Annotated in this window: 14 protein-coding genes and 1 pseudogene; 2 read left to right on the forward strand and 13 right to left on the reverse strand. The window is 62.2% G+C overall.

The genetic code is table 11. From position 1 onward, the window contains the following. Positions 1-46 precede the first annotated feature (46 nt). Together tnpB and llg_RS16365 are read right to left on the reverse strand one after the other, a co-directional pair. Positions 47-400 (reverse strand): IS66 family insertion sequence element accessory protein TnpB, encoded by a 354-nt coding sequence (gene tnpB, locus llg_RS16360; RefSeq protein WP_338285275.1) that lies wholly within the window; start codon positions 398-400, stop codon positions 47-49. Next, positions 394-795, reverse strand: a complete 402-nt coding sequence (locus llg_RS16365) for a hypothetical protein (RefSeq protein ID WP_338285800.1) — start codon at positions 793-795, stop codon at positions 394-396. Before llg_RS16365 ends, tnpB begins: the two co-directional genes overlap by 7 nt. A 61-nt stretch (positions 796-856) precedes the next feature. Between llg_RS16365 and llg_RS16370 the strand changes: the two are divergent. Then, positions 857-991: pseudogene (locus llg_RS16370) on the forward strand (transposase); the annotation flags it as partial. 438 nt (positions 992-1,429) lie between these two features. On the opposite strand, the gene llg_RS16375 reads toward llg_RS16370, so the two are convergent. From llg_RS16375 to llg_RS16420, 10 genes are all read right to left on the reverse strand, one after another. Continuing rightward, entirely contained in the window at positions 1,430-1,867 is a 438-nt protein-coding gene (locus llg_RS16375; RefSeq protein ID WP_338285801.1) for a hypothetical protein, read from the reverse strand. Beyond that, positions 1,864-9,975 carry an RHS repeat-associated core domain-containing protein gene (locus llg_RS16380; protein ID WP_338285802.1) on the reverse strand — a complete coding sequence of 2,704 codons (8,112 nt, stop codon included), beginning with the start codon at positions 9,973-9,975 and terminating at the stop codon, positions 1,864-1,866. The genes llg_RS16375 and llg_RS16380 overlap by 4 nt, the downstream gene beginning before the upstream one ends. A gap of 11 nt (positions 9,976-9,986) precedes the next feature. Further along, positions 9,987-11,648 carry a LamG-like jellyroll fold domain-containing protein gene (locus llg_RS16385; protein ID WP_338285803.1) on the reverse strand — a complete coding sequence of 554 codons (1,662 nt, stop codon included), beginning with the start codon at positions 11,646-11,648 and terminating at the stop codon, positions 9,987-9,989. Next, positions 11,645-12,541 (reverse strand): hypothetical protein, encoded by an 897-nt coding sequence (locus tag llg_RS16390; protein WP_338285804.1) that lies wholly within the window; start codon positions 12,539-12,541, stop codon positions 11,645-11,647. Before llg_RS16390 ends, llg_RS16385 begins: the two co-directional genes overlap by 4 nt. A 345-nt stretch (positions 12,542-12,886) precedes the next feature. Continuing rightward, complete coding sequence (locus tag llg_RS16395; protein WP_338285805.1) at positions 12,887-13,132, reverse strand: hypothetical protein; 246 nt, start codon at positions 13,130-13,132, stop codon at positions 12,887-12,889. Between the two features lie 31 nt (positions 13,133-13,163). Then, a complete protein-coding gene (gluQRS, locus tag llg_RS16400) occupies positions 13,164-13,997 on the reverse strand; it encodes a tRNA glutamyl-Q(34) synthetase GluQRS (protein ID WP_338285806.1) in 834 nt (277 codons plus the stop codon). Continuing rightward, complete coding sequence (locus llg_RS16405) at positions 13,994-15,232, reverse strand: pitrilysin family protein (RefSeq protein WP_338285807.1); 1,239 nt, start codon at positions 15,230-15,232, stop codon at positions 13,994-13,996. The genes gluQRS and llg_RS16405 overlap by 4 nt, the downstream gene beginning before the upstream one ends. After that, positions 15,229-15,891: a 2-C-methyl-D-erythritol 4-phosphate cytidylyltransferase gene (gene ispD, locus llg_RS16410; protein ID WP_338285809.1), complete on the reverse strand. Its 663-nt coding sequence runs from the start codon at positions 15,889-15,891 to the stop codon at positions 15,229-15,231. Before ispD ends, llg_RS16405 begins: the two co-directional genes overlap by 4 nt. Before the next feature lie 3 nt (positions 15,892-15,894). Further along, positions 15,895-16,350 carry a GatB/YqeY domain-containing protein gene (locus llg_RS16415; RefSeq protein WP_338285810.1) on the reverse strand — a complete coding sequence of 152 codons (456 nt, stop codon included), beginning with the start codon at positions 16,348-16,350 and terminating at the stop codon, positions 15,895-15,897. A 65-nt stretch (positions 16,351-16,415) separates the two neighbouring features. Next, positions 16,416-16,931, reverse strand: a complete 516-nt coding sequence (locus llg_RS16420) for a hypothetical protein (protein ID WP_338285811.1) — start codon at positions 16,929-16,931, stop codon at positions 16,416-16,418. A 93-nt stretch (positions 16,932-17,024) separates the two neighbouring features. Between llg_RS16420 and llg_RS16425 the strand changes: the two genes are divergently transcribed. Then, positions 17,025-17,522, forward strand: a complete 498-nt coding sequence (locus llg_RS16425; protein WP_338285812.1) for a DUF3592 domain-containing protein — start codon at positions 17,025-17,027, stop codon at positions 17,520-17,522. Positions 17,523-17,585: 63 nt separating this feature from the next. Here the strand turns inward: llg_RS16425 and llg_RS16430 are convergent, their stop codons facing one another. Then, positions 17,586-20,459: an insulinase family protein gene (locus llg_RS16430; RefSeq protein ID WP_338285813.1), complete on the reverse strand. Its 2,874-nt coding sequence runs from the start codon at positions 20,457-20,459 to the stop codon at positions 17,586-17,588. Positions 20,460-20,567: the final 108 nt, after the last annotated feature.

The raw sequence follows: 20,567 nt of genomic DNA on the forward strand, positions 1-20,567 counted from the left end.
GCGCACATGCTACGATGGATGGAGTAGTCCCCGGCAAGCCGGATGTTCACTCCCGCTCATACCACGGACGCATCCGCGCTCCCTTCAGGTCGATACCGTCGGTGAGCATGGCAAGGGCCTCCGGGGCGAGCTTGAGCTTGCCTCCGCGGCCATCCGACGGCTTCGGCCACGAGAAGGTACCCTTTTCAAGCCGTTTGGCGTGAACCCACAGGCCGGTGCCATCCCAATGGAGGAGCTTGATGCGATTGCGCGAGCGGTTCGAGAAGACGAAGACCGCTCCGCTGCGCGGGTCCTCGCCGAGCTGGCCTGTGACCAGCGCGTGGAGGCTGTCGAAGGACTTCCTCATGTCGCACGGCTCCAGCGCCAGGAAGACGCGCAGGCTGCCGGAGAGAGTCAGCACGGGCGGGTGGAGGTAAGATGGCGGAGCAGCTCCGCCACCCAGGCGAGGTGCTTGCGGTTGGCCACCTCGATGCGGGTGCCGTCGGCAAGCGTGACGCGCAGGGGCTCGGCGACGGCTGCCTGGACCGAAGGCTCCATGGGCGCGTCCACCACAACTTCGGCAAAGGAGTGTTGAACGGGTTCCGGTTCCTGCTGATCCCGGCGACGCTTCTGCACCCAGGTGGCGAAGGTCGAATACTTCAAGCCGTGTTGGCGGCAGAAGGCCATCGCCGACTGTCCGCCGCGCTCGAAGGCATCGAGCAGGGCCTCGCGTTGGGAGGGCTCGATCAGCACGCGGCCGCGGGAATCCGATCGGATCAAACCCGGCCCGCCACCGGGATCTACGATAGAGGTCATTCATGCCTATGTATCACCTATATCGTAGGTCCGGGAACGGGGGGCGTGTGGAGCGCTTACCCGCAACCGCATCGAACGCTTTTTCAACAAGCTCAAGCAGTTCAGGCGCATTGCCACACGCTACGACAAGCTTCACTCGACCTTCTGCGCGGCGGTGATGCTGGTTGCCGCCTATCTCATCGCCAAGAATTCGTAGACACTACCTAGTCCATTTCTGTTGGGTCATGTTTCCGCGCGCCACCGCCCGGGCGACAGTTCCAGCCGCTGGATTGCTCGAAGCGATTTGCTTTCTTCGACATGGGGCGGATGGCGTGCTGGAAATTCAGCGACATCGTTCGAGCGGTCGCATCGATACCGGATTCTTTACTTCAAATGGGTTCCACAGGGACAAGCGCCACGAGGCGGGCAAGGCGTTTGGGTGTTGCGTCAGAGTAGGTGGGGTTGATCCGGTCCAACGGCGAAATCAGAAAGCGGGAGACGGGGGCCGGAACGGCGAAATCGGAAGTAGCCGGGCCACCAGAACTTGACAGAAGAGATTTGCCGAAATTCCCGGGGGTGCGACACCGAGAAGCCGCTTGAATTTCATTTTCCGAAATGGGTTGGCATGGCCAATGCCATTGGTTGGCGCGTGGGGTCATTTTCCATAGTCGAAAGAGACTCCTAGCACCATTCGATTGCATTCATCTGGCTCGTCGCCCTGAGCCCCCCAGTCCGAAAGGTAAGTGATCAAAAAGACGCTAAGGCCATCACTGCAATACCAAATTCTTACGTAGTCATTTCCGTGATGATAACTTTTTGCGAATATTATTATATTTTCTTCTAATGAAAATTCATCAAATCCGTCATCGAAGGATCTCTTGGATGCAAATGATTCATGCATCTCAATTAGATCGAACAATGTGATATTTGGGTTGTTTCCTGATTTATAATTAGCTCCAGAAAACTGAAAAGCTCCCGTGCCGGATTTTTTTGCCAAAGTAAATGGCATTTCGTTGTTGGAGTAATCCGTGATGTCCATCCATTCATCTAATGCCGATACGTGTAAATTTCCAAATTTATATATTTTATTCATTTTAATTGTCCTGTTTTTGGGTCGTAAGGTAGCATGTGGGTGGGATCCTCCCACTTTTTAGCTTGATCGCTCTTAAATGTTTTTCGACCTCCGGGTGTATCGGGTTTAAAGTCGCCATACTTTACCTTTGGGCTCCATTGGGAACCGTCATATTCAGAAGGATGGACCCCACCTTTAACCTCTACATCTTGCCCTGCCTGTCCAGGTTTTTTGAAATCAAATTCAGTGTCAGGATATTTGTCTCGAAGCTGGTCTGGGAGATTGCCAGGCTTGTCCGAATGCAAGGACGATCCCCTTGTAGCGGCTTCTCGCGTGTTCTCGTTCTGAGATCCTTTCGCGGCCTTGCCCGATTCCTCTGTGGTGGTCTTAGCTGAAGTTCCTTCCGGATTTCCCGAGGAACTCGAACCAGTAGGCGGAGGCGACGGATCTCCAGTCTCAAAACCTAATTTAATAAAATTCGATATGGACCATGTACCATGAGCAGCTTCAAGCACTCCGACTACGGCCACTGGGATAGCAACAGGACTGGCCACCCCAACCGTATAAACCTCTCCAGCGCCAGCCCCCAATACCATGCCTCCTCCTTGAATTACTTCGTAAGCTCCAAGAGCAGCACCGGCCAAACGTCCCGTATTTCTTCCGAGAGTCCCGGCATCCGTGTGGGTAGAACCACGCATTTCCTTGCCGGTTAGAGTGACTTCTCCCAGTCCGATCAAACCTTCGAGGCCGAAATTACCAGCAGGAGCCAACACATGATTCCAAACGCCATCGACAACCGGGCCATTGCTTTCACCTCGCCCCCACAGCCCCTCCGGATCAAACTTCGTCCACGGATTCTGCCTGACGTAGGTGTAGACATTCGGACCGTCCACGAACCCTGCCGGGTCCCGCGTCAGGAAGATTCCGAACTCCAGGTCGCGGTAGCGGAAGCCTTCGTTCAGGAGGCCGGTCGGGTCTTCGTCCTTGGTGTTGGTTTTCTGGCGGTCTTGCGTCGTGCCTTGTTCCTGGGTGCGGGTGCCGAAGGCTTCGTAGCTGGATTGCCAAGTGATGGTGCCCGAGGTGTCCGTCTGGCTGACGACGTCGCCGCGCGAGTTGTAGGCGTTGTAGCTGCGCACGCCGCCATCGCGGATGGTGTAGAGCACGCCGCCGATGCCGCCGCCCCAGTCGCTGCCGCGGATGAGTTCCACCACCGGCGTGCCGGTGCCGCTGGTGTATTCCTGCACCGACAGGCCGCCGGAGAAGGAGAGCTCGGTGCTGGCTCCGCCGGCCGAGCTTTCATCGCGGCCGACGCGGCGGCTACGGTGGTCGTAGGCATAGGCGAATCCGCCCTTGGCGCTGTCCGTCAGTGAAACGAGGCGGTTGTCGTAATCGTAACCGTAGCTCTGGACGGTGGAGGTCCCGACCTTTTTCTCCGAGCGGTTGCCGTTGGCGTCGTAGAGGAAGGTGGTGACCGCCGAGCCCTTGGTGACGCTCTTGAGCTGGTTGCTGTTGTAGCCGTCCGACGTGGTGCCGTAGACGGAGGTCCAGGTGCCGGGATCGGTGCCACCGGTGACGACCTTTTGCGTGCGGTTGTTCGCGGCATCGTAGGCGTAACCGGTGGTGACGGTGCCACCGCCGGTGGTGGCCGCGACCTCGCTGGTGAGGCGGTAGGCGCGGTCGTAGCTGTTGGTGACGGTGCGACCGCTGATCGAGCCGTAGAACTCGACGATCTTGAGCACGTTGCCGACCCCGTCATGGCTGGTCGTCCAACCGCCCGCGGGCTGCGAGTAATCGAAGCGTGAGACCAACCCACCGGCGGCGGTGCGGGTGTCCTCGCCAAGCTTGCGGTTGAGCGCGTCGTAGGTGGACCGGTTCTCGGTGCCGTTGGGCAGGACCTTGCGGGTGACGTTCCCGGCGAGGTCGTAGAAATAGCCGGTGACGCTGCCGGAGGTGGCGGCGGCGTTCGCCTTCTCGGTGCAGGTCAGCAGGCGGTTGAGCTTGTCATAGGTGCTGGCGAGGAAGCGTCCGCTGGAGGCGTAGGTGGTGGTGCGGCGGTTGCCGGACTTGTCGTAGGTGTGGACGTGGGTCGCACCGGCGGAGGTTTCCTCGGTCAGGCGGTTGAGCTTGTCGAACTCCTGCGAAACGCCCCGCAGGGCCTTGCGGGCGGTGGTCTCATTCGGATAGGACACCTCCAAGAGATTCCCCGCCAGGTCATAGCCGAGGTGGCGGTTGTCCGTGGAGGCCCCGCTGTAGAGCACGTTCTCCAGGCGGTGGAGCGCGTCGTATTGGAAGGTGACGGTCTGATTCTTCGGATCGGTGCGGGTGAGCTGCACCAAGCCATCGAAGGTGGCCTGCTCGATCTTCTGCACGCCGGTGCCCTCGTCCCACAGGGTGCGGGTCTTCCGGCCCAGGCCATCGAAGCGGAAGCCGGTGGAATGGCCCACACCGTCCGTGACCTTCACCAGATGGCCGGCGTCGTCATAGGCATTGCGGATGGTGATGTCGCCGGTGGCGGGGTTCGCGGGATCGGCGGAAGGAGCGCCGGTGTCCGGATTGGTGGCGGTGGTGGCGAGACGGTTGAGCGTGTCGTAGGTGTTCCGCGTGTGGTTGCCATTGCCATCGGTCACGTCCAGCGCGTTGCCCGCGGCATCATAGGTGGTGCGGGTGGCGATGTCGTTCGTACCGGGGCTGGCGGGATTGGTGGAGGGATTGCCGCTGACCGGATTGACGAGCACGGTGGTGACGCGGTTCGCGCGGTCACGGAAAGTGCGGGTGACGTGGCTCCGCGCATCCGTGGAGGCGGTGACATTGCCGACGCCGTCGTAGGCCGTCTTGATCTCGGGCGTCTGGAACGGAGTGGCGACCGGTTGTCCGCCGACAATCTCGGTGGCGGTGACGGAGGGCAGGCGCTCCAGCGTCTTGCGGTTGCGGGCGTCGTACTCGAACTCGTGGCGATAGCCGAGCGGATCGAGCGACACCGTCACGTTGCCGCTCTTGTCATATGCGGTCTGACTTCGCGGCGAGCCCACGAGCGGATCGGTGGGGTTCGAGCGGTTCACCACCCCGGTGACGGGATCCGGCTGCCAGGCGGCGACAGCGCGACCGGCTCCATCGTAATCGGTTTCCGATTCCCGGTTCAGCGGATCGATGGTCTTCCACGTCAGGCCGGTGCTGGAATAGACCGTTTGTTTGGTCGTGGCGAGAGCGGTGCCATAGGCATCCGTGACACTGGTGACGCGTTGGAGCCCGTCCTTCACGGTGAGGGTCACCTTGCCACGGTCATCGGTGGTGGTAGAATTGAGCGCTTCCTTGCCTCCGCTGAGCGCCCCATAGGCGGTGACGCCGACGGCCACCGAGCCCGTTTCATAGACGGTTTCCGTGCGCAGCGGGCGGTAGAGGGCGTCGTAGCTGGCGTAGGTCCACAGGTCCACGGTGCCTGCCGCGGTGAGTACCGCGCCGTGCTGGATGGCCACGGTGGGCTTGAAGCCGGAGGAATTGAAGGCGCTGCCGCCGGGGTTTCCCTTCACGGTGCCGCCTTCCGGCATTGCGAGGCCGGTGTCCGTGTAGCGGAATTCGGTGTGGGTCTTGCTGGTCGAGGCGGCGGCCTGCGAGGTGTAGGTGGCCAGTGGATTGCCGGCTGAGTCCGCCGCATCGGCCTCCGCGGTGGTGAAACCGGCGAAGACATGCACCGGCCGCTGGATGGCATCGTAGAACGTGCGGGTCACGATCCCGCGCGGATCGGTCTTCCGGATGGGATTGCCCACGGCATCGTAGGCGACCCGCGAGACAAGATCGCTGCCGGTGGCGCTGCCCTTCGTTTCCTCAGTGACCAGACCCCGGTAATCCAAAGTGGGCAGGCCCGCGCCATCCATGTCCCGGATGGTGGTGATGCGGCGGTTGAGCGCATCGTAGTGGTGGATGAGATGGCGTCCCTCCTCGTCGATCTCCGCGGCCTTGCTGCCGTTTTCGTTGTACCAGATTCGCTTGATCGCGGCGGCCGTGCCGGTGCTGGTGCCCGCCTCCGGATAGGTGACGTCGGTGAGGCGGTTGAGCTTGTCGTAGGTGAAGCGGGTGCGCTTGCCGCGGGGGTCGAGCGACCAGGTCTTGTTGTTGTTGAAATCGTAGCCGTTTTCCGTGACGAGGGAGAGTCCGCGCGGATCGGTGATTTCCTTCCAGATGCGGCCGTTCGCATCCGGGAGCGTGGCGGTTTCCAAGGCCGTCTCCCAGGCCTGTCCGGTCACATTGGAAAATGCCAACCGCGACGAACCGGTCTGGAATCCCTGGAAGCGCGCGTTGCCGTAGTCGTAACGCTCCTGCTGGAGCAACTGGCTGCCGTTCTGCTGGACCGCCTTCGTGCGCCTGCGGCCGAGACCGTCCACGGTGAACGCGCTCGTCGTGTGATACGGATCATCGGTGCCGTCCATGATCCGGTGGGAATTGCTATACGTGTAGGTCTCGCGGCGGCCGAGGGCATCGACCTTCGCGGTCGGATCGGCCCATTTCGTCATCGTGGCCGAGGTAGCGGCGAGACCCACGGGCATTCCGCCGTAGCCGTTGTCGAACTCCCAGGTGGTGACATTGCCGGAGAAGTCCGTTGCCTTCTTCAGGGCTAGGCCCGCGGCGGGTTCGTATTCATAGGTCTCCGTGCCGAGGAAACCGCTGGAACCCGGCGCGCCGCCGTGGTGGATCTTCGAGGTGAGGTAGTAGATCATCCACTGGGCGCTCACGGATTTCTCCGAGGCATCCACGTTCACCACCTCCGCGAGCAGGTTGGTGAATTCGTAAACGGTCTTGTTGCCGAGAGCATCGGTCACAGTGGTGACCGGAAGCTGCGGGAAGGTCACCGTGGAGCCGAAACGGGTCTGCCCTTGTGACGCGAAGGTCGTGGTGCCTGCACCTCCCGGCCGCACCACGGAGGTGATGCGGCGTGGCTGGCCGTACATGGTTTTCCACTCCCCAAGGTCCGGGTCGTTCCCCTTGCCAAGCTCCCCGAGCACGTAATTTTTGACATTGGTCGGCAGACGGTCCAGATCGACCGCCGCACGGGTGCCGTTCAGGCTGGAATCCCAGTATTGCTTCGATTGATCGACGGCGTAGTTGAAGGTGTGGGTGTTGCTCCGCTTGTCGGTGACCGACTTGAGATTGGTGTGGAAGTGCCGGGTCAACCGCGGATTCGCGGGGTCGCTGTTGTCCTCCTCCAGTTCGTAGACTGTGTCGTAGGTGTAGTGGACGTCCGTCCCGTCCGCGTACCACACGCTCGTCAGTTTCGAGGCGGGGGCGATGCTGCTTCCGCTCAAGACATACTCGCTGATGTTGGTCGTGTAGCCGAATTCGGTTTTGTTGCCGCGGCTGTCGGTGATCGAGGTGACGCGACGGGAGTCGGAACTGCGGCCGATGACCAGGAATTGTCCCTCGCGGTCCGGCGAACTGATCTGGCGCGGGATGAGCGCAACTTCATTCGGCACGCCGGGCCCGTTGTCGTAATCGTAGCGGAGGCGCACACCGAAGCGGTCCCGCGCTTCGGAAAGCCGCCAGTAGGTGTGGCGGCGAATCGTGGTCGATCCGTCCCGGCGATCGGAGGAATACATGAACCACGCCTTGCTCGGCGTGAACGTCAGGGTGCTGCCGAACTTTTTCTGAAGCGTGAAGTTGTTCCCGGCCCGGGTCAGGGTGTTCAGATAGGTCTTCTTGTCCACGCGGGCGGAGGGCCACGGGAAGAAGCTGCCGAAATCGATGGTCCCGAAGCGCTGGGAGCGGCCCGATTCATCCACCACGTTCACGGTGACCGGTTCATGTGAATCCTCACCGATGGTCTCCACCACCTCGACGTAGGAGCAGAGGTTTGAAGACCAACCAACCCCAAACGGCAGATCAAGGCGCTCGTGTGGCCTCAGGCCGGAACGGCTGGAAAAGCCGGTCTCTTCCGTGCTGGCCGTGACCTGGAGGGCCAGATCTGAAGCCCCGAGGGGCGTGTAGTGGTAGCTGGTGTCGTGATGCAGCCCGAGGTTGAACGCATCCACGTAGGTTTCCTCCTCGGGCTGGTCGCTCTCCTCCTCCTGTTGGGGTTTTTCGTCAGGAATCGGGCGGCCGTTCAAGGCCACCTTGCGATACTTCGGTCCAACCGCGTCTCCGCCGCCGTAGCTGGTGGCATAGGAATAGCTTTCAATGGGGACCAACCAGGCCGAATTGGAGGCGAGCTCGTCGGGGTCCACGTCGTTCACGAAATTCCCCACCGGATTGTCCCCGCTTTGGAGGATGTGCTCGAGATCGCACAGCAGGAAGGAGGAGTTCTTTTCAGGAATGACAGACGCCCAGTAGTCGTAGTCGGGGGCTTCGCCCGCTCCCGTCCACGCGGGATCGGTCCCGAGATGTTGGACTTTGATTTCGTAGAGCTTGCCAGGATTGAGCGTCAGTTGTTCACGGTTCGACACCGTCCCGAACGATGGGGCCACCACGCCCTTATCCCCGATCTTGAGCTTCCATCGCTCGGAATGGCTGTCGGAAGGATCGCCCACCCGCGCCGAGACCGTGGAAGAGTTGGTGCTCGTTGCCTTCACCGTCACTCCGAGATCCCCGATGGGACCATAGAAGCCCAGCGTGGAATCCCCATAAAAGTCGGCTGGATTCAAGGGGCGGTCAGAGGCATCGCCCGGGTCCGATCCGTGGGAAACCTCCGCGTTGTCGTTGATTCCATCCCCGTCCGTGTCCGAGCTGTTCGGATTGGTGCCATGGAGCATTTCCTGGTAGTTGGAAAGCCCGTCGCCGTCCGGATCCGCACTTTGCGCGCCCGGCTTGGAGGCGTTGTTGGGATCGGTGAACGGGAAATATTTAGCCTCCCACCAGTCGTCGTAGATGTCGCCGTCGGAATCGAAGTTGTAGCGGTTCGTCGCACCGAAGGTCTTCGTGACGCCGTTGATTACGGCCTGGCCTGCCACCTCCTCGGCATCAGTCAACCCGTCGTTGTCTTGGTCGACATCGTAGTGGAGGGGATTGGAGCCGGCCGCCACTTCGTAACGGTCCGGGATTCCGTCGCCGTCGGTGTCGCGGTTGGTCACGGCGATAAAATCTGCTGCGGTGAACGCCACTCCGTTGGCGATAAAAAATCGGTCGACCGAGAAGTTATGGGTCGACGGGGTGATCGTTCCGCCGGTGCGGACAGCACCGATCCGTCCGCCAAAGGCCGTCATGGAGCCGCTAGCTGGATTCGGAAGAGCTGTGTAAGGGCCACTGGAGAGCGTCAGCGCCAGACCATTGACGTAGCAGGTGCGAATGCCCGATGAAGGGGAAGTGTCCGTGACCCGCACGGCAAATTCATTCCAGGACTGAAGGTTGACGGTGGATGGAATCGGCCAAACGGCGCACACGTGGTCAGCACTATCCCGGATCCGAAGCTGATTTTGGGTTTGCGCGGGGCTGCCAACGGAAACGGCCAGTAACTCGATCCGGAATTGGTCGGAGGGCTGGGCTGCTGTATTCGCATAGCCACTGAATACAGGTAAAGCCGATTCGCTCGTCGTCAGAGGACTATCGAGCTTGAGTGTGAACCCTACGATCCAGGTGGAGTTGAAGATGGAAAGAAAGGACTGTGTGCCGGGGTATTGCAGTTCGACCTGCTTGTGCGGCCCGAGATCGATAGCCTTGTTCAAACAGCCTCCCGAAGCTTTCCAGATGCCGGTAGAAGAATCCGACCATGCGCCCGTGGTGGGATTTTGAACCTGCGGCATCAGTTTCCAATTCCACAGACGACAGGGAAATCCCGCGCTGTAGTTCTCAAAATCCCAATAGCCGCCATAACGGCCAGGCGTTATGGCTGTTGTATAGATCTTCGCCCGCAACGCGGAATTCAATCCCACCAAGTCAGGGTCAGCCTTGAGCTGGTTGACGAGTGGATTCGTTCCGGCCGCGATCTCAACGCTATCGGGGATACCATCGCCGTCCGAATCCGCCTTGTGGGGATTGGTGCCGTAGATGGCCTCGTCCGCGTCGGACAAGCCGTCGCGATCCGAATCGATGACGACCGTCACGGTGCTGCTGGCCGCGGCCGTGCCCGCGTGCCCTTGGATGGTGGCGGTTTCCGCGAACAGCGGTTGGACGAGGGCGAGGAGGAGAAGGAAATGATGTTTCGACATCGGGGGAGAAATCAGTCGGCTTTGAAATGGACGGAGACCTTGCCTTGGGCATCGGTCTTGAGCGTGAGCGAGGTGGCGGAGACGTTCCCATCGGGAGACTCAATCCCGCCGATCAATTCGAGATGGCTGAGATTGACCGGCGCGTTCGCCAGCGGGGTGCCGCCACGGGTGATGACGAAGACGAGCGGATTGCGCGTCCTTTCCCCGTTGTAGATGGTCTGGCCGCCACCGGACACGAGGGTAATGACCGGAGGCTGGCCGTTGTACCAATCGTTCGGATTGGTGGCATTTTCGAACTCCTGGCGATTGCTAAGCCCGTCGCCGTCGAGGTCGTCGGCTCCGCCCGCCAGCGTGGTGAGATTGCCGAACAGGGCCTGCTCGTAGCTGTCGGGCAGGCCGTCGCGATCGAGATCGCCGGGGCCGAAAAGCTCCGTGAGGGATGGAGAGGGGAGAACCACCGAATACACCCGCACCTCGTCGAGTGAACCGCTGAAAGCCTGGGTCGCATCGTAGGTCGAGATCGACTGGTGGCGCTGGCCGAGAACCAGGGACTCGACTGTGAGGGTCCCCAAAGACGCCGTCTTTGGCGAACCCAAAGGCGCTCCATCGAGGAGCAACCCCACCTGCCCGGCCGCCACGTTCCGGGTGAGCACCAGATGGTGCCACAAGCCGTTGGCCAGATTGCGGCCGACCGGCCAGTTCACGGAACTTCCTCCTCCGGAATAAAAGCGGATGGTCGAACCGTTCTCAAGGGTGGCAGCCAGCTCCGAAGCCTGTGAGGTCCGGGCGGCGCTCAACAATGCCTGGCTGGCAGGAGCTGCACTTGTTTTGAACCAGAGACTGATGGTTAGGTCGCCCGTCCCATTCAAAACGGACGACGGCAGCACCACGGCATCGCTTCCGCCGTGCAGTTGGACCGCTCCGCTCGCTATTCCTCCGGCCGCCTGCCATGCGGCTGAGGCGGCAAGGGTGGCGTGCTTGTTCTCGCCGCTGCTGTCCTTCGCCTGTGTTCCAGAGGTCTCGTCGAATTTCAACCACACCTTCTGATCCAGCGACAACCGGTCGCCGTAACCGTCGCCATCGGTATCCGTCTGCCAGCCGTTCAAACCGTGCTGGTATTCCACGAGATTGGACACCCCGTCTCCATCGTAATCATCGCCGGGAAGGATAGCCTCCAAGGTGAGGGCACCGGAGTCGGAGCTTTGCTCGATGAGCATTCGCTCCCACTGGTCGGAGATTCCATCACCGTCGGTATCCTCGTAGCCATCCGGATGACCGCCACCCGAGGAGCTGAATTTGAGCGGGTCGGTTCCATACAAGGTGAGCTCGTCCCAGTTGCTGATGCCATCGTTGTCGAAATCGGCATTCCGCGGGTCGATGGTCGGATGCTCCCGGATCTTGAGCCTCACGAAGTATTTCGACAGTGGCAGGTTACTGCCATCCAGCGGAGTCATGTCCAGTGGATCGTGGATCATTCCCTGATCCACTTCGGGGAAGTAAAACCAATCGATGAGGTTGGTGGAATACTGGGCAAAATAGGTTTTGCCTTCCTCTCCCTCCCAATCGAAACGGTAGCTGCTCTGGCCGAGTGGAGTGAAGGTTGTCTTTGGGGGCTCCGCCCCATGCAACGGGGTGAACGGTAGCACCGCGAAGATCATCCAGCGGGACTTCATTGCTCACCTCCCTCGACGGAATGGGTGTCCGGGCGCTGGCCGCGCCAGTAGTGAATCATCACGTCCTTTGGTTTAGGTGGATGTGCCCGCAGATAGGCCTCCCTGTCCTTGTTCGCCTGTTCTCGAGCGACATAGGCTTCTTCCATGCGGGGGCCTTCTGTCGCCGCGAGAGAGTGGAGGTCACGGAGCAACTGCATTTTTTGCACATCACTGGCATTGCCCTTGGTGACGATGAAATCCTCGCCTTCGGGGATCGCAGGCAGGTCGGGAGGTACGAACGCCCGTCCTTTCGACTGGGCAAGTTGCGCCAGCCTGTTGGTATCTTCCGATCCCAGCCCCATCACTAGGGCATACCGGCGTTCGCCGACCTTGAACTCTCCGAATCCTCCAAAATGCAGCATGTTGAGACGGCTCATGCAGGACATCTGCTCCCCATCCACCCACCAGCTGATTCGGCTGACTTTCTCCCTCACATACCAGGTTGCCGAGATCAGCGCGATCACGGGCTTTTCCTGTCCTTGGAACCGCTCACGAAGTTCGGCCATCCGTGCCTGCACGGCAGGATCATTCACATCAACCGGCGGTAAAGGCGGCGGCAAGTCCGGCAGCCGGGGATTCTCGACCTTCCGGGTGGTGACCGAAATCCTCCCCTCCACCGGTGGCAAGCCTGGCATGGGTGGAGCTTCCACCACATCAACCTGGCGGCTGACCGTGCTCTTCACCACGAAGTCCAGTGTTTCGGGCGGTGGAGCGGGTGGCGGCGGAGTTCCGTCCGCAATCGGCGTGATGATCTCCGCGGGTTGCTCCGCCGGGGCGGCGGTCTCTTCGGCGAACAGGAATTGAGCGGAGGAGATCAGAGCCGCTGCGGGGAGGATGAGATGTCTTGCGGACATGGGAGGAGAAAAACTGGCGACTAGCAATCCGTTTGGATTGGGCGGCACAAGTCGAATCCCATGATTCACAAGAAATTCACCGACTAGTTACAAATTCATCACCGTTGGTTAGATTGGGGAATACGGATCGATCTCAATGGGGGACGACGGGTTGTGATATAATCCACCGGGCAGATGAAGGCTTGGAGCGTGGGCCGCAAGACTTCCCGGAGCGGTATGGCAACAAGGTATTGGGGGCCGGGAAAGGCCGGCTCAGGGCGAACGCGGGGAAGCTTGTGAAGGTCGAAATCAATCCGTGAACCTATGTTTCTCCGGGCCGCTGTCCTTGGCCGTGGACAATCGGATTCATTCGTCGTGGTGGAACCACAGCAGGGTGCAGAGGCCGATGCCGATGGCCCAGACGGCGTAGACGTTGTAAACGAAATAGGGGTAACCCATCAGCAGCAGGCCGATGATCTTGGGTTTCCACAGTTCCAGCTTCTTGCCGTAACCGAAGGCGCCGAGGCCGATCATGCTGAAAACGACGCCTCCCAGAATCACCCAGAACCAGCGGTGGGCATCTCCGGAATCAAATGCGAGGATGGGTGACACGACGGCACGATGGGGAGGTCCCCCTTTATAATCAATCCGCGAGTCGCAGCATGACGCCTTCAGCGGAAATCCCGTCTCCCCGCAGCGAGCGGATCGACAACGAATCGTGGCGCTTGGCGAGGCGCTTGCCGTGTTCGTCCACCAGCACGCGGTGGTGGAGATAGACGGGTTCGGGGAAACCGAGCAGCGTTTGCAGCAGGCGGTGGACATGGGTGGAGGCCAGCAGGTCCTCGCCGCGGGTCACGTGGGTGATGGACTGGAAGGCGTCGTCCACGGTAACGGCGAGGTGGTAGCTGGTGCCGATGTCCTTGCGGGCCAGGATGACATCACCGAGCAAATCCGGATCGACCGTGAGGGTGCCGTGGCGGAGATCGGTGAAGGTGAGGGGGCCGGTGGTGGTTGCTGCCGCCGTGGCGTCGAGCCGCCAACTGAACGGCAGGCCGCCCGCGAGCTTCGCCGTACGTTCCGCCGCCGGGAGTCGCTTGCAGGTGCCGGGATAGAGCGGGCCTTCCGGGCCGTGCGGCGCGCCGGCCATGCGGGCGATTTCGCCCTCGATCTCCTTGCGGGTGCAGAAGCAGGGGTAGATCACACCTTGGACTTCGAGGGCACGGAGCGTGCCTTCATAGGCAACCAGCCGCTGGGTCTGGCGCAGCGGGACGCCGTCCCAATCGAGTCCGAGCCAGCGCAGGTCTTCCTCGATACCCTGATAGAATTCCTCGCGGACGCGGGTGGTGTCGATGTCCTCGAACCGCAGCAAAAATTCGCCGCCCTCCGCTTTGGCGACATCGCGGGCGACTTTCGCCGCGTAGGCGTGGCCGAGATGGAGCCGCCCGGTCGGGCTGGGGGCGAAGCGGGTGCGGATCATTCCTCCGGCCGGATCTCCGCGATGCAGGGTTCGACTCCCTCGAAGAGCGCTTTCGCCGCCGCGTGGATGTCTTGTTCGGTGACTGCGGAAACGTCGGCCCGCCAATCGGCTGGGGTGGGGATGCGGTTGAAATCGAGCAGGCATTCACCGGCCCAGGATGCCTGCGCGCCGGTACTTTCGAACGCCATCTTGCTCTGGCCGATGGCGAGGCGCTTGGCGCGATCGAGTTCGCCCGCGCGCGGACCACGTGCGACAAGGTCGGCGATTTCGGCTCGGATGCAATCGAGGGCCTCGTCCTTCGATTCCGGATCGAGCCCGGCCACGATCTCGAAGGCTCCGGTGTCATCGAACAGGGTGACGTCCGAGCCGATCTGATAGCACAGGCCTCGCTCCTCGCGCAGCCCAAGGAACAGCCGCGAACTGGCGGTTTCGCCGAGCATCAGGCTGAGTAGGCGCATCGCGTGGCGCGAGGCATCGTGGCGGCCCGCCGAGTGCCAGGCCAGCGCGAGCTGGAGTTGCTCGGTGTCGCGGGTCTCGACGAGCTGCCGTGGCTGCGCCAACGCGCGATCGAATTTCAAGGCGGGCATTGGCGCGCCGAACGCCGTCGGTAAATGCGGAACAATGGCGTCGAGTGCCTCTTGGCTGGAAAACGGTCCCGCCACCGAGATGACGATGTCGTTCCGGAAATAGTGGCGGTCACGGAATTTCGCCAGCGTCTTGCGGTCGATCCCGGCGATGGATTCCAGGCTGCCGGAAATCGGATGGCCCAGCGGATGCGGCGACCACAGTGCCTGCGAGAGCAGGTCGCCGATGTGGTCGGACGGGCTCTCGCGGTACATCGTGATTTCCTCACCGATCACGTCCCGCTCCAGATCGATCTCGCCCGCGGGAAAGGTCGGGTGCCAGACCATGTCGGCCAACACGTCGGCGAGCACCGGCAGCAGCGAGGCCTCGCCGCGGCCTTCGTAAACCGTGTTGTCCTCGCTGGTGCAGGCGTTGATTTGTCCGCCCGCGCTTTCGATCTCCAGGCTCAGCTCGCGTGCGGTCCGGCGGTGGGTGCCCTTGAACACCATGTGCTCCACGAAGTGGGCCAGACCGGCGGGCAGGTCGCTTTCATCGCGGCTGCCTGCGGGCACGTAGATGGAAACGGCGGCGCATTCGGATTGGGGTAGCGTGGCCACCGCCAGGCGCGGGCCGCCGGGAAGCGTTTGCCAAGAGTAACGGGCGTCGGTCATGCGTTGAGGAGGGCCGCCGCGAGGGCGAGGTCGGAGGGGTGGGTGATCTTCAGGTTCGGAGCCCTGGCGTCGACCAGCAGGGTGGGGATGCCGATGGCTTCCATGGCGGAAACCTCATCGGTCACCGTGAGTTGGCACAGGTTCACCTCGGCGTAGGCGCGCTGGATCAGCGGTAGTTGGAAGCACTGTGGTGTTTCCATGAACCACAGCAGCTCGCGGTCCACGGACTCGCGGGCGAGCCCGTCTGCATCGGCGCGCTTGAGCGTTTCGGTCACCGGGCGGGCGAGCGCGGCGGCCCCGTGCTCAGCGGCGGCGGCCAGACAGCGGTCGATCGCCTCCGGTGTGACCAGCGGGCGGGCTCCATCGTGGATGGCCACCAGGGTGGTGCCCTCGGGCACGGCGGCGAGGCCGTTCTGGACCGAGTCCTGACGGTTCGCGCCGCCATCGACCCGGGTCACCGGCTTGGAGAAATCCCCGCCCAGCAGTTCATCGAAACGATCCTGAGGGGCCACCACCACCACCGAGGAAACGGAGGAGGCGGCGATGAACTTTTCGACGCTGCGGCGTAGCACCGGCACCCCCGCCAGCGGAGCGGCCAGTTTGTCGAATCCCATCCGCCGGCTGGAACCGGCGGCGACCACGATCGCGCAACTGGACATGGCTCAGGAGAGGCGTTTCATCACGGCACCGGACAGGACCTTGCCGTCGGCGCGGCCATCGGCCAGTTCCTGGGCCCGTTTCATCACCTTGCCCATGTCGGCCTTGCCGGTGGCACCGGTATGGGCCACCGCCTGCTCGACGATTTCGAGGATCTGCTCCTCGGTCAGGGCGGCGGGAAGATACTTGGAAAGCACGGCGATCTCGGCCTTTTCGATCTCGGCCAACTCCGGGCGACCGTGCTGTTCGAACTGGGCGATCGAGTCCTGGCGCTGCTTGAGCTGCTTGCGGATCACGGCCAGCACTTCCGGTTCGTCGAGCTGGGTGCCGAGGCCGCCCTTTTCGATCGCGGCATTGGTCAGAGCGGTTTTGAGGGCACGCAGGGCGTTGAGGGCCACGGTGTCCTTGGCCTTCATGGCGGTTTTCAGGTCTTCAGGGATGCGTGCGGCGGTGTCGCTCATGGCTCCTTGGTATCAGGGCGAGCCCGGCGGCCAAGCAAAACCCCGGGGAGGAACAGGGATAACCGTCAACTTCCACACAGCATCAGTTCCGGGTATCGCTTGGATTTTTGCTCCAAACTCATGCCGGTAGCCCTTCCGTCCTTCAGGGTGATCCGGGCCCTCCACAGGTAACCATCCGGTCCCACGGTATCCATCTCCACTCGATCCCGGCCCAGACGGAAACGGTTTCCATCCGGACAGGCGTTGTTGATGCCTCCGAAGGCGAGATCCATCACCGCCCGCGTCATGGCCTCGGTGGGCCGATAGTTGCTGTCCGCCAATAGACGGGACATCATCGGGTTTTCCGCGGGAAACGGACCGATCTGGAGAGGCGCGTCGTCCCTGCGATAGGTGAGATAACGTTCGCGGTTCGGGAACGGCGCCTTCGTCAAGCGTTGCTCCACCTTGCCGTGGTAGCGGAAAGGAACGGGGGCCGATTCTGAAACTGGTGGGGCGGAAGATGTGCAACTGACGAGGATGGCCGCGCAGGCCGCACGGAGCGTCCGGAAGGAGATTGAGAGAATGAACGGATGGCGTTTCATCGGGGTGCCGGGACCGAGGGTGGCACCTCATTTGAACGCTGGCCATCGGTAACTCGGGTTGCAGCCGTGGCGCGACCGGTCTATGCACCCGGCATGGCAAGCGGTTCTGTGGCCGGTCGGCTCTACCTCGCGATGATCGGCATGGCGCTCGCGCTCGCGGGCTCGTTCTTCTGTTGGTTGATGTGGCGGTCCTACGACCGGGCGCACCACATGCGGGCGTGGCCGGAGGTGCCGTGCACGATCCTTTCCTCGGGCATTGAGGAGCGCCGGATCGATCCCAACTCCGCGCCCGAGTTCCGGTTCGCGGTGCTCTATGGCTACGAGTGGCAGGGGACGCGTTACACTTCGACGCACTGGACCTGGCGGGAAAGCCCGTGGTCCTCGCGCCGGGGGGCAGCCGAGGAGGATGTGAAGGCCTATCCGGTGGAAGGGCAGTTCGTCTGCCGGGTCAATCCGGACGAGCCGGGGTTCGCGATCCTGAAGACCGATTCACAGGCCCCCTTGTATTCGATCTGGTTCCCGGCCCTGTTCGTGGTGGGCGGCCTCGGCATCGCGGCGAGCGCGCTGTTCCGGAAACGGCGGCCCGCATGATATGAAAAACGCCGCGATCCATGGGGACCGCGGCGTTTTGCAAGAATGGCCGGAAGCGGTGAACTATTCCGCCGGCTTGATGCCGACGCTCAACGCCTTGTCCGCGCCGAGGTATTTCTTCGCCAGAGCGTTGACCTCCTCGAGCGTGATCGAGCGGTAGTCGTTGTCGCGCTCGCGGGCGGCTTCGAGTTTCGCCGGGTCCTCCTGGGCCTGGGACAGCACGGTGCCGAGCCAGTAGCCGTTGGTGCGGTTGGTCTTGTCCAGCGAGGCCAGCACCGGCTTTTTGGCGCGATCCAGCTCATCGGCGGTAGCGCCTTCCTTGGCCAGTTTGTCGGCCAGATCGCGCATGACGCCGTTGAGGCGATCCACGTCCTCGGGCTTGGCGGTGGCGTTTCCGGAGAGGAAGCCGAAGCCGATCAGGGCATCGGAACCATCGACCTTGCCACGCGGGCTGTAGGACGCGCCGAGCTTCTCGCGGATCTCCTCACGGAGGCGGTCGCCGTAGATGTCGGCCAGGATATTGAGACGGCGCATCTCCTTGGTGTTTCCGCGCGCGCCATCGGTCGGCCACAGCGAGATCGAGATCGCGGTTGGAATCTTGCTGTCGAAGGTGAAGGTCTTGGTGATCGGGGCGTCCGGCACGTCCACCTTGCGGAGGTCGTCGAGCGGGGCCTTGGTGGCGGCATGTTCCGGCAGCGCGCCGAAGGTCTTCAGCAGCAACGGCACGATGGTGGCCTCGTCGAAGTCACCCACCACGCTGAGTTCCAGATAGCCCTTCGCGAGGTCCGGGGTGATCCACGCTTTCACGTCGTCGATCGAGTAACCCGCGAGCTTGTCGATGGAGGGCATGGTGAAGCGGGAGTCGCCACCGTGCAGCCACGACTGCATCTCGGTCTGCGGACCCGCGGTGGAGTGCTTGAGCTGCTGGTCGATGGTCGGCAGCGCCTTGCGGAACTGCCACAGGGCTTCCTCGCGATAACCTGGATCGGTGAGCGTGGCGCAGGCGAGCTGGAGCTCCAGCTCCAGGTCCTCCGGGGTGGCTCCGCCGGAGAGGATGAAGGCGTCTTCGCCGACCCCGATGGTCGCGCCCACGTTCTTTCCGGCGAGGATCTGCTCGAGGTCATCCGCCGAGTGCTTGCCGAGGCCGCCGCCGCCGAGCAGGGCCTTGGCCAGCATGCCGAGGCCGGGTTTGTCCTTCGGCTGGGTGAGCTGGCCGGACCCGATGCGGGCGACGAGCTGGATCTGGTCCTTGTCGAAGGCGGTCTTCTTCAGGTTTACCCGCACATTGTTGGAAAGCACGAGCTGGGTGATGCCGAGGTCCTCGACCTTTTTCTCGGTCACGACCTTTCCGGCCGGACCGAAATCAGTGTAGCCGAAGGGCACGGCCTTGGTCGCCTCCGAGGCGGTCACCGGTTTGGCGTGGGATTCCTTGTAAATCGCGGCGAGGTCGTCCTTCGCGCTCTCCGGAGCTTCCTTGGCGGTGAGGATGAGGTGCAGACCGGCATCCTTCCAGTAGTCCTTCAAGGCCGCGTGGCAGGCGGTGATGTTCAGGGCATCGAGCCCCTTCTGCGCGATCGCAAGGTCGGTCTCCGGATCGGAGAACACGCCTTCCTCCGGAATGGAGCGCGCGATGGCGGAGGCCAGCGTGTCGGACTTGCGGGTGGCCTTGGTCTTCACCGCCTGCTGGTAGGCGTTGAGGAGGTTGGCCTTCGCTTCGGCCAGTTCGGATTCGTTGAACCCGAATTCCATCGCGCGGCGGAATTCCTGCTCCAGCACCGGCAGGGCTTCCTTCCAGCGGGTATCGGTCACGGTGACTTCCACGCTGCCGAGTTCGGCGTGGTTGAAGAGATCGTCCTTGTCCGCACCACCGCCGAGGATCGGGGAGTTTTCCTTTTTCGCGAGGCGGTCGAAGCGGCGGCCGATCATCGCGTGGGCCATCGCCAGCGGCATGTCCTGGATGCGGTTCGCGGTGGTGTCCGGCTTCTTCTCAAACGGGCGCACCGAGACCAGCGAGAGCTCGGTGGAGGCGACTTCCTTGTCGGTGAACACCGCGGCCACCAGGCCCTCCGGCGATTTCACCGGACCGAGGTCCGGATTCTTGCCGGGGTTCTCCGGGTTCTTCATCGAGCCGAACGACTGCACGATGCGCTCCTTCATCACCGCCGGGTCCACGTCACCCACCACGACGAAGGTCATGCGGGAGGGGGTGTAGTAGCGGTTGTAGTAATCGGTGAAGCGCTCGCGGGGGGCTTTCGAAATCACGTCCTCCTTCCCGATCGGGAAGCGGTTGGCGATCAGCGAGCCGGGCAGCAGTTCCGCGAATTGTTTCTCCTGCAGGCGCATCCGCACGCTGTCACGGCTGACCTTTTCGGAAAGGATCACGCCGCGCTCGTTGTCGATCTCTTTGTCGAGAAGCAGGGCACCATCGCCGAAGTCCCGCATCACGTTGAAGCCGAGATCAAGCACGCCTTCGGAAAGCTCCGGCAGGTCGAGCATGTAGACAGTCTGGTCGAAGGAGGTGAAGGCATTGACATGCGCGCCAAAGCCGACGCCCAGGCGCTGCATCACCGGCACCAGTTCGTCCGGCTTGTAGTGCTTCGAGCCGTTGAAGACCATGTGCTCCAGGAAATGGGCGACGCCTTGCTGGTCATCCGCCTCCATCAGCGAACCGGTGGCGATGTGCATGCGCAGCGACACCCGTTTCGGCGGCTCGCTGTTCGGGTAGATCAGGTAGCGGAAGCCGTTCGGCAGGGTGCCGAAGACCGCCTTGGAATCGGCCGGGATGTCCGATCCATCCTGCGGCCACGGCCGCGGCTTCACCGCCGGGGCGGCTTCCGGCTTGGCGGGCGTTTGGGTGTCGGCGTGGACGTTCGGGACGAAATAGGCGGCGGAAGCGCCGAGGATCGCGGCCATGGCGATCGGGTGGATGCGTTGCATGTCTAGGTCTTTTGGGATCGGAGGATTACAGCCCCCTCAGCGAAGCTGTGCAGAGCTTCTGTCTAACGTCCGCAATTCCTTGAAGTCCATGCCTTAATCAAGGCGAAG

It is taken from the genome of Luteolibacter sp. LG18, from assembly GCF_036322585.1.
Classification (GTDB): domain Bacteria; phylum Verrucomicrobiota; class Verrucomicrobiia; order Verrucomicrobiales; family Akkermansiaceae; genus Luteolibacter.

What these genes read in the sequence shown, in the direction of transcription:
- llg_RS16365 (WP_338285800.1), bottom strand. Translation starts at nt 795, where the DNA reads ATGACCTCTATCGTAGATCCCGGTGGCGGGCCGGGTTTGATCCGATCG.
- llg_RS16375 (WP_338285801.1), bottom strand. Translation starts at nt 1,867, where the DNA reads ATGAATAAAATATATAAATTTGGAAATTTACACGTATCGGCATTAGAT.
- llg_RS16380 (WP_338285802.1), bottom strand. Translation starts at nt 9,975, where the DNA reads ATGTCGAAACATCATTTCCTTCTCCTCCTCGCCCTCGTCCAACCGCTG.
- llg_RS16385 (WP_338285803.1), bottom strand. Translation starts at nt 11,648, where the DNA reads ATGAAGTCCCGCTGGATGATCTTCGCGGTGCTACCGTTCACCCCGTTG.
- llg_RS16390 (WP_338285804.1), bottom strand. Translation starts at nt 12,541, where the DNA reads ATGTCCGCAAGACATCTCATCCTCCCCGCAGCGGCTCTGATCTCCTCC.
- gluQRS (WP_338285806.1), bottom strand. Translation starts at nt 13,997, where the DNA reads ATGATCCGCACCCGCTTCGCCCCCAGCCCGACCGGGCGGCTCCATCTC.
- llg_RS16405 (WP_338285807.1), bottom strand. Translation starts at nt 15,232, where the DNA reads ATGACCGACGCCCGTTACTCTTGGCAAACGCTTCCCGGCGGCCCGCGC.
- ispD (WP_338285809.1), bottom strand. Translation starts at nt 15,891, where the DNA reads ATGTCCAGTTGCGCGATCGTGGTCGCCGCCGGTTCCAGCCGGCGGATG.
- llg_RS16415 (WP_338285810.1), bottom strand. Translation starts at nt 16,350, where the DNA reads ATGAGCGACACCGCCGCACGCATCCCTGAAGACCTGAAAACCGCCATG.
- llg_RS16420 (WP_338285811.1), bottom strand. Translation starts at nt 16,931, where the DNA reads ATGAAACGCCATCCGTTCATTCTCTCAATCTCCTTCCGGACGCTCCGT.
- llg_RS16425 (WP_338285812.1), top strand. Translation starts at nt 17,025, where the DNA reads ATGGCAAGCGGTTCTGTGGCCGGTCGGCTCTACCTCGCGATGATCGGC.
- llg_RS16430 (WP_338285813.1), bottom strand. Translation starts at nt 20,459, where the DNA reads ATGCAACGCATCCACCCGATCGCCATGGCCGCGATCCTCGGCGCTTCC.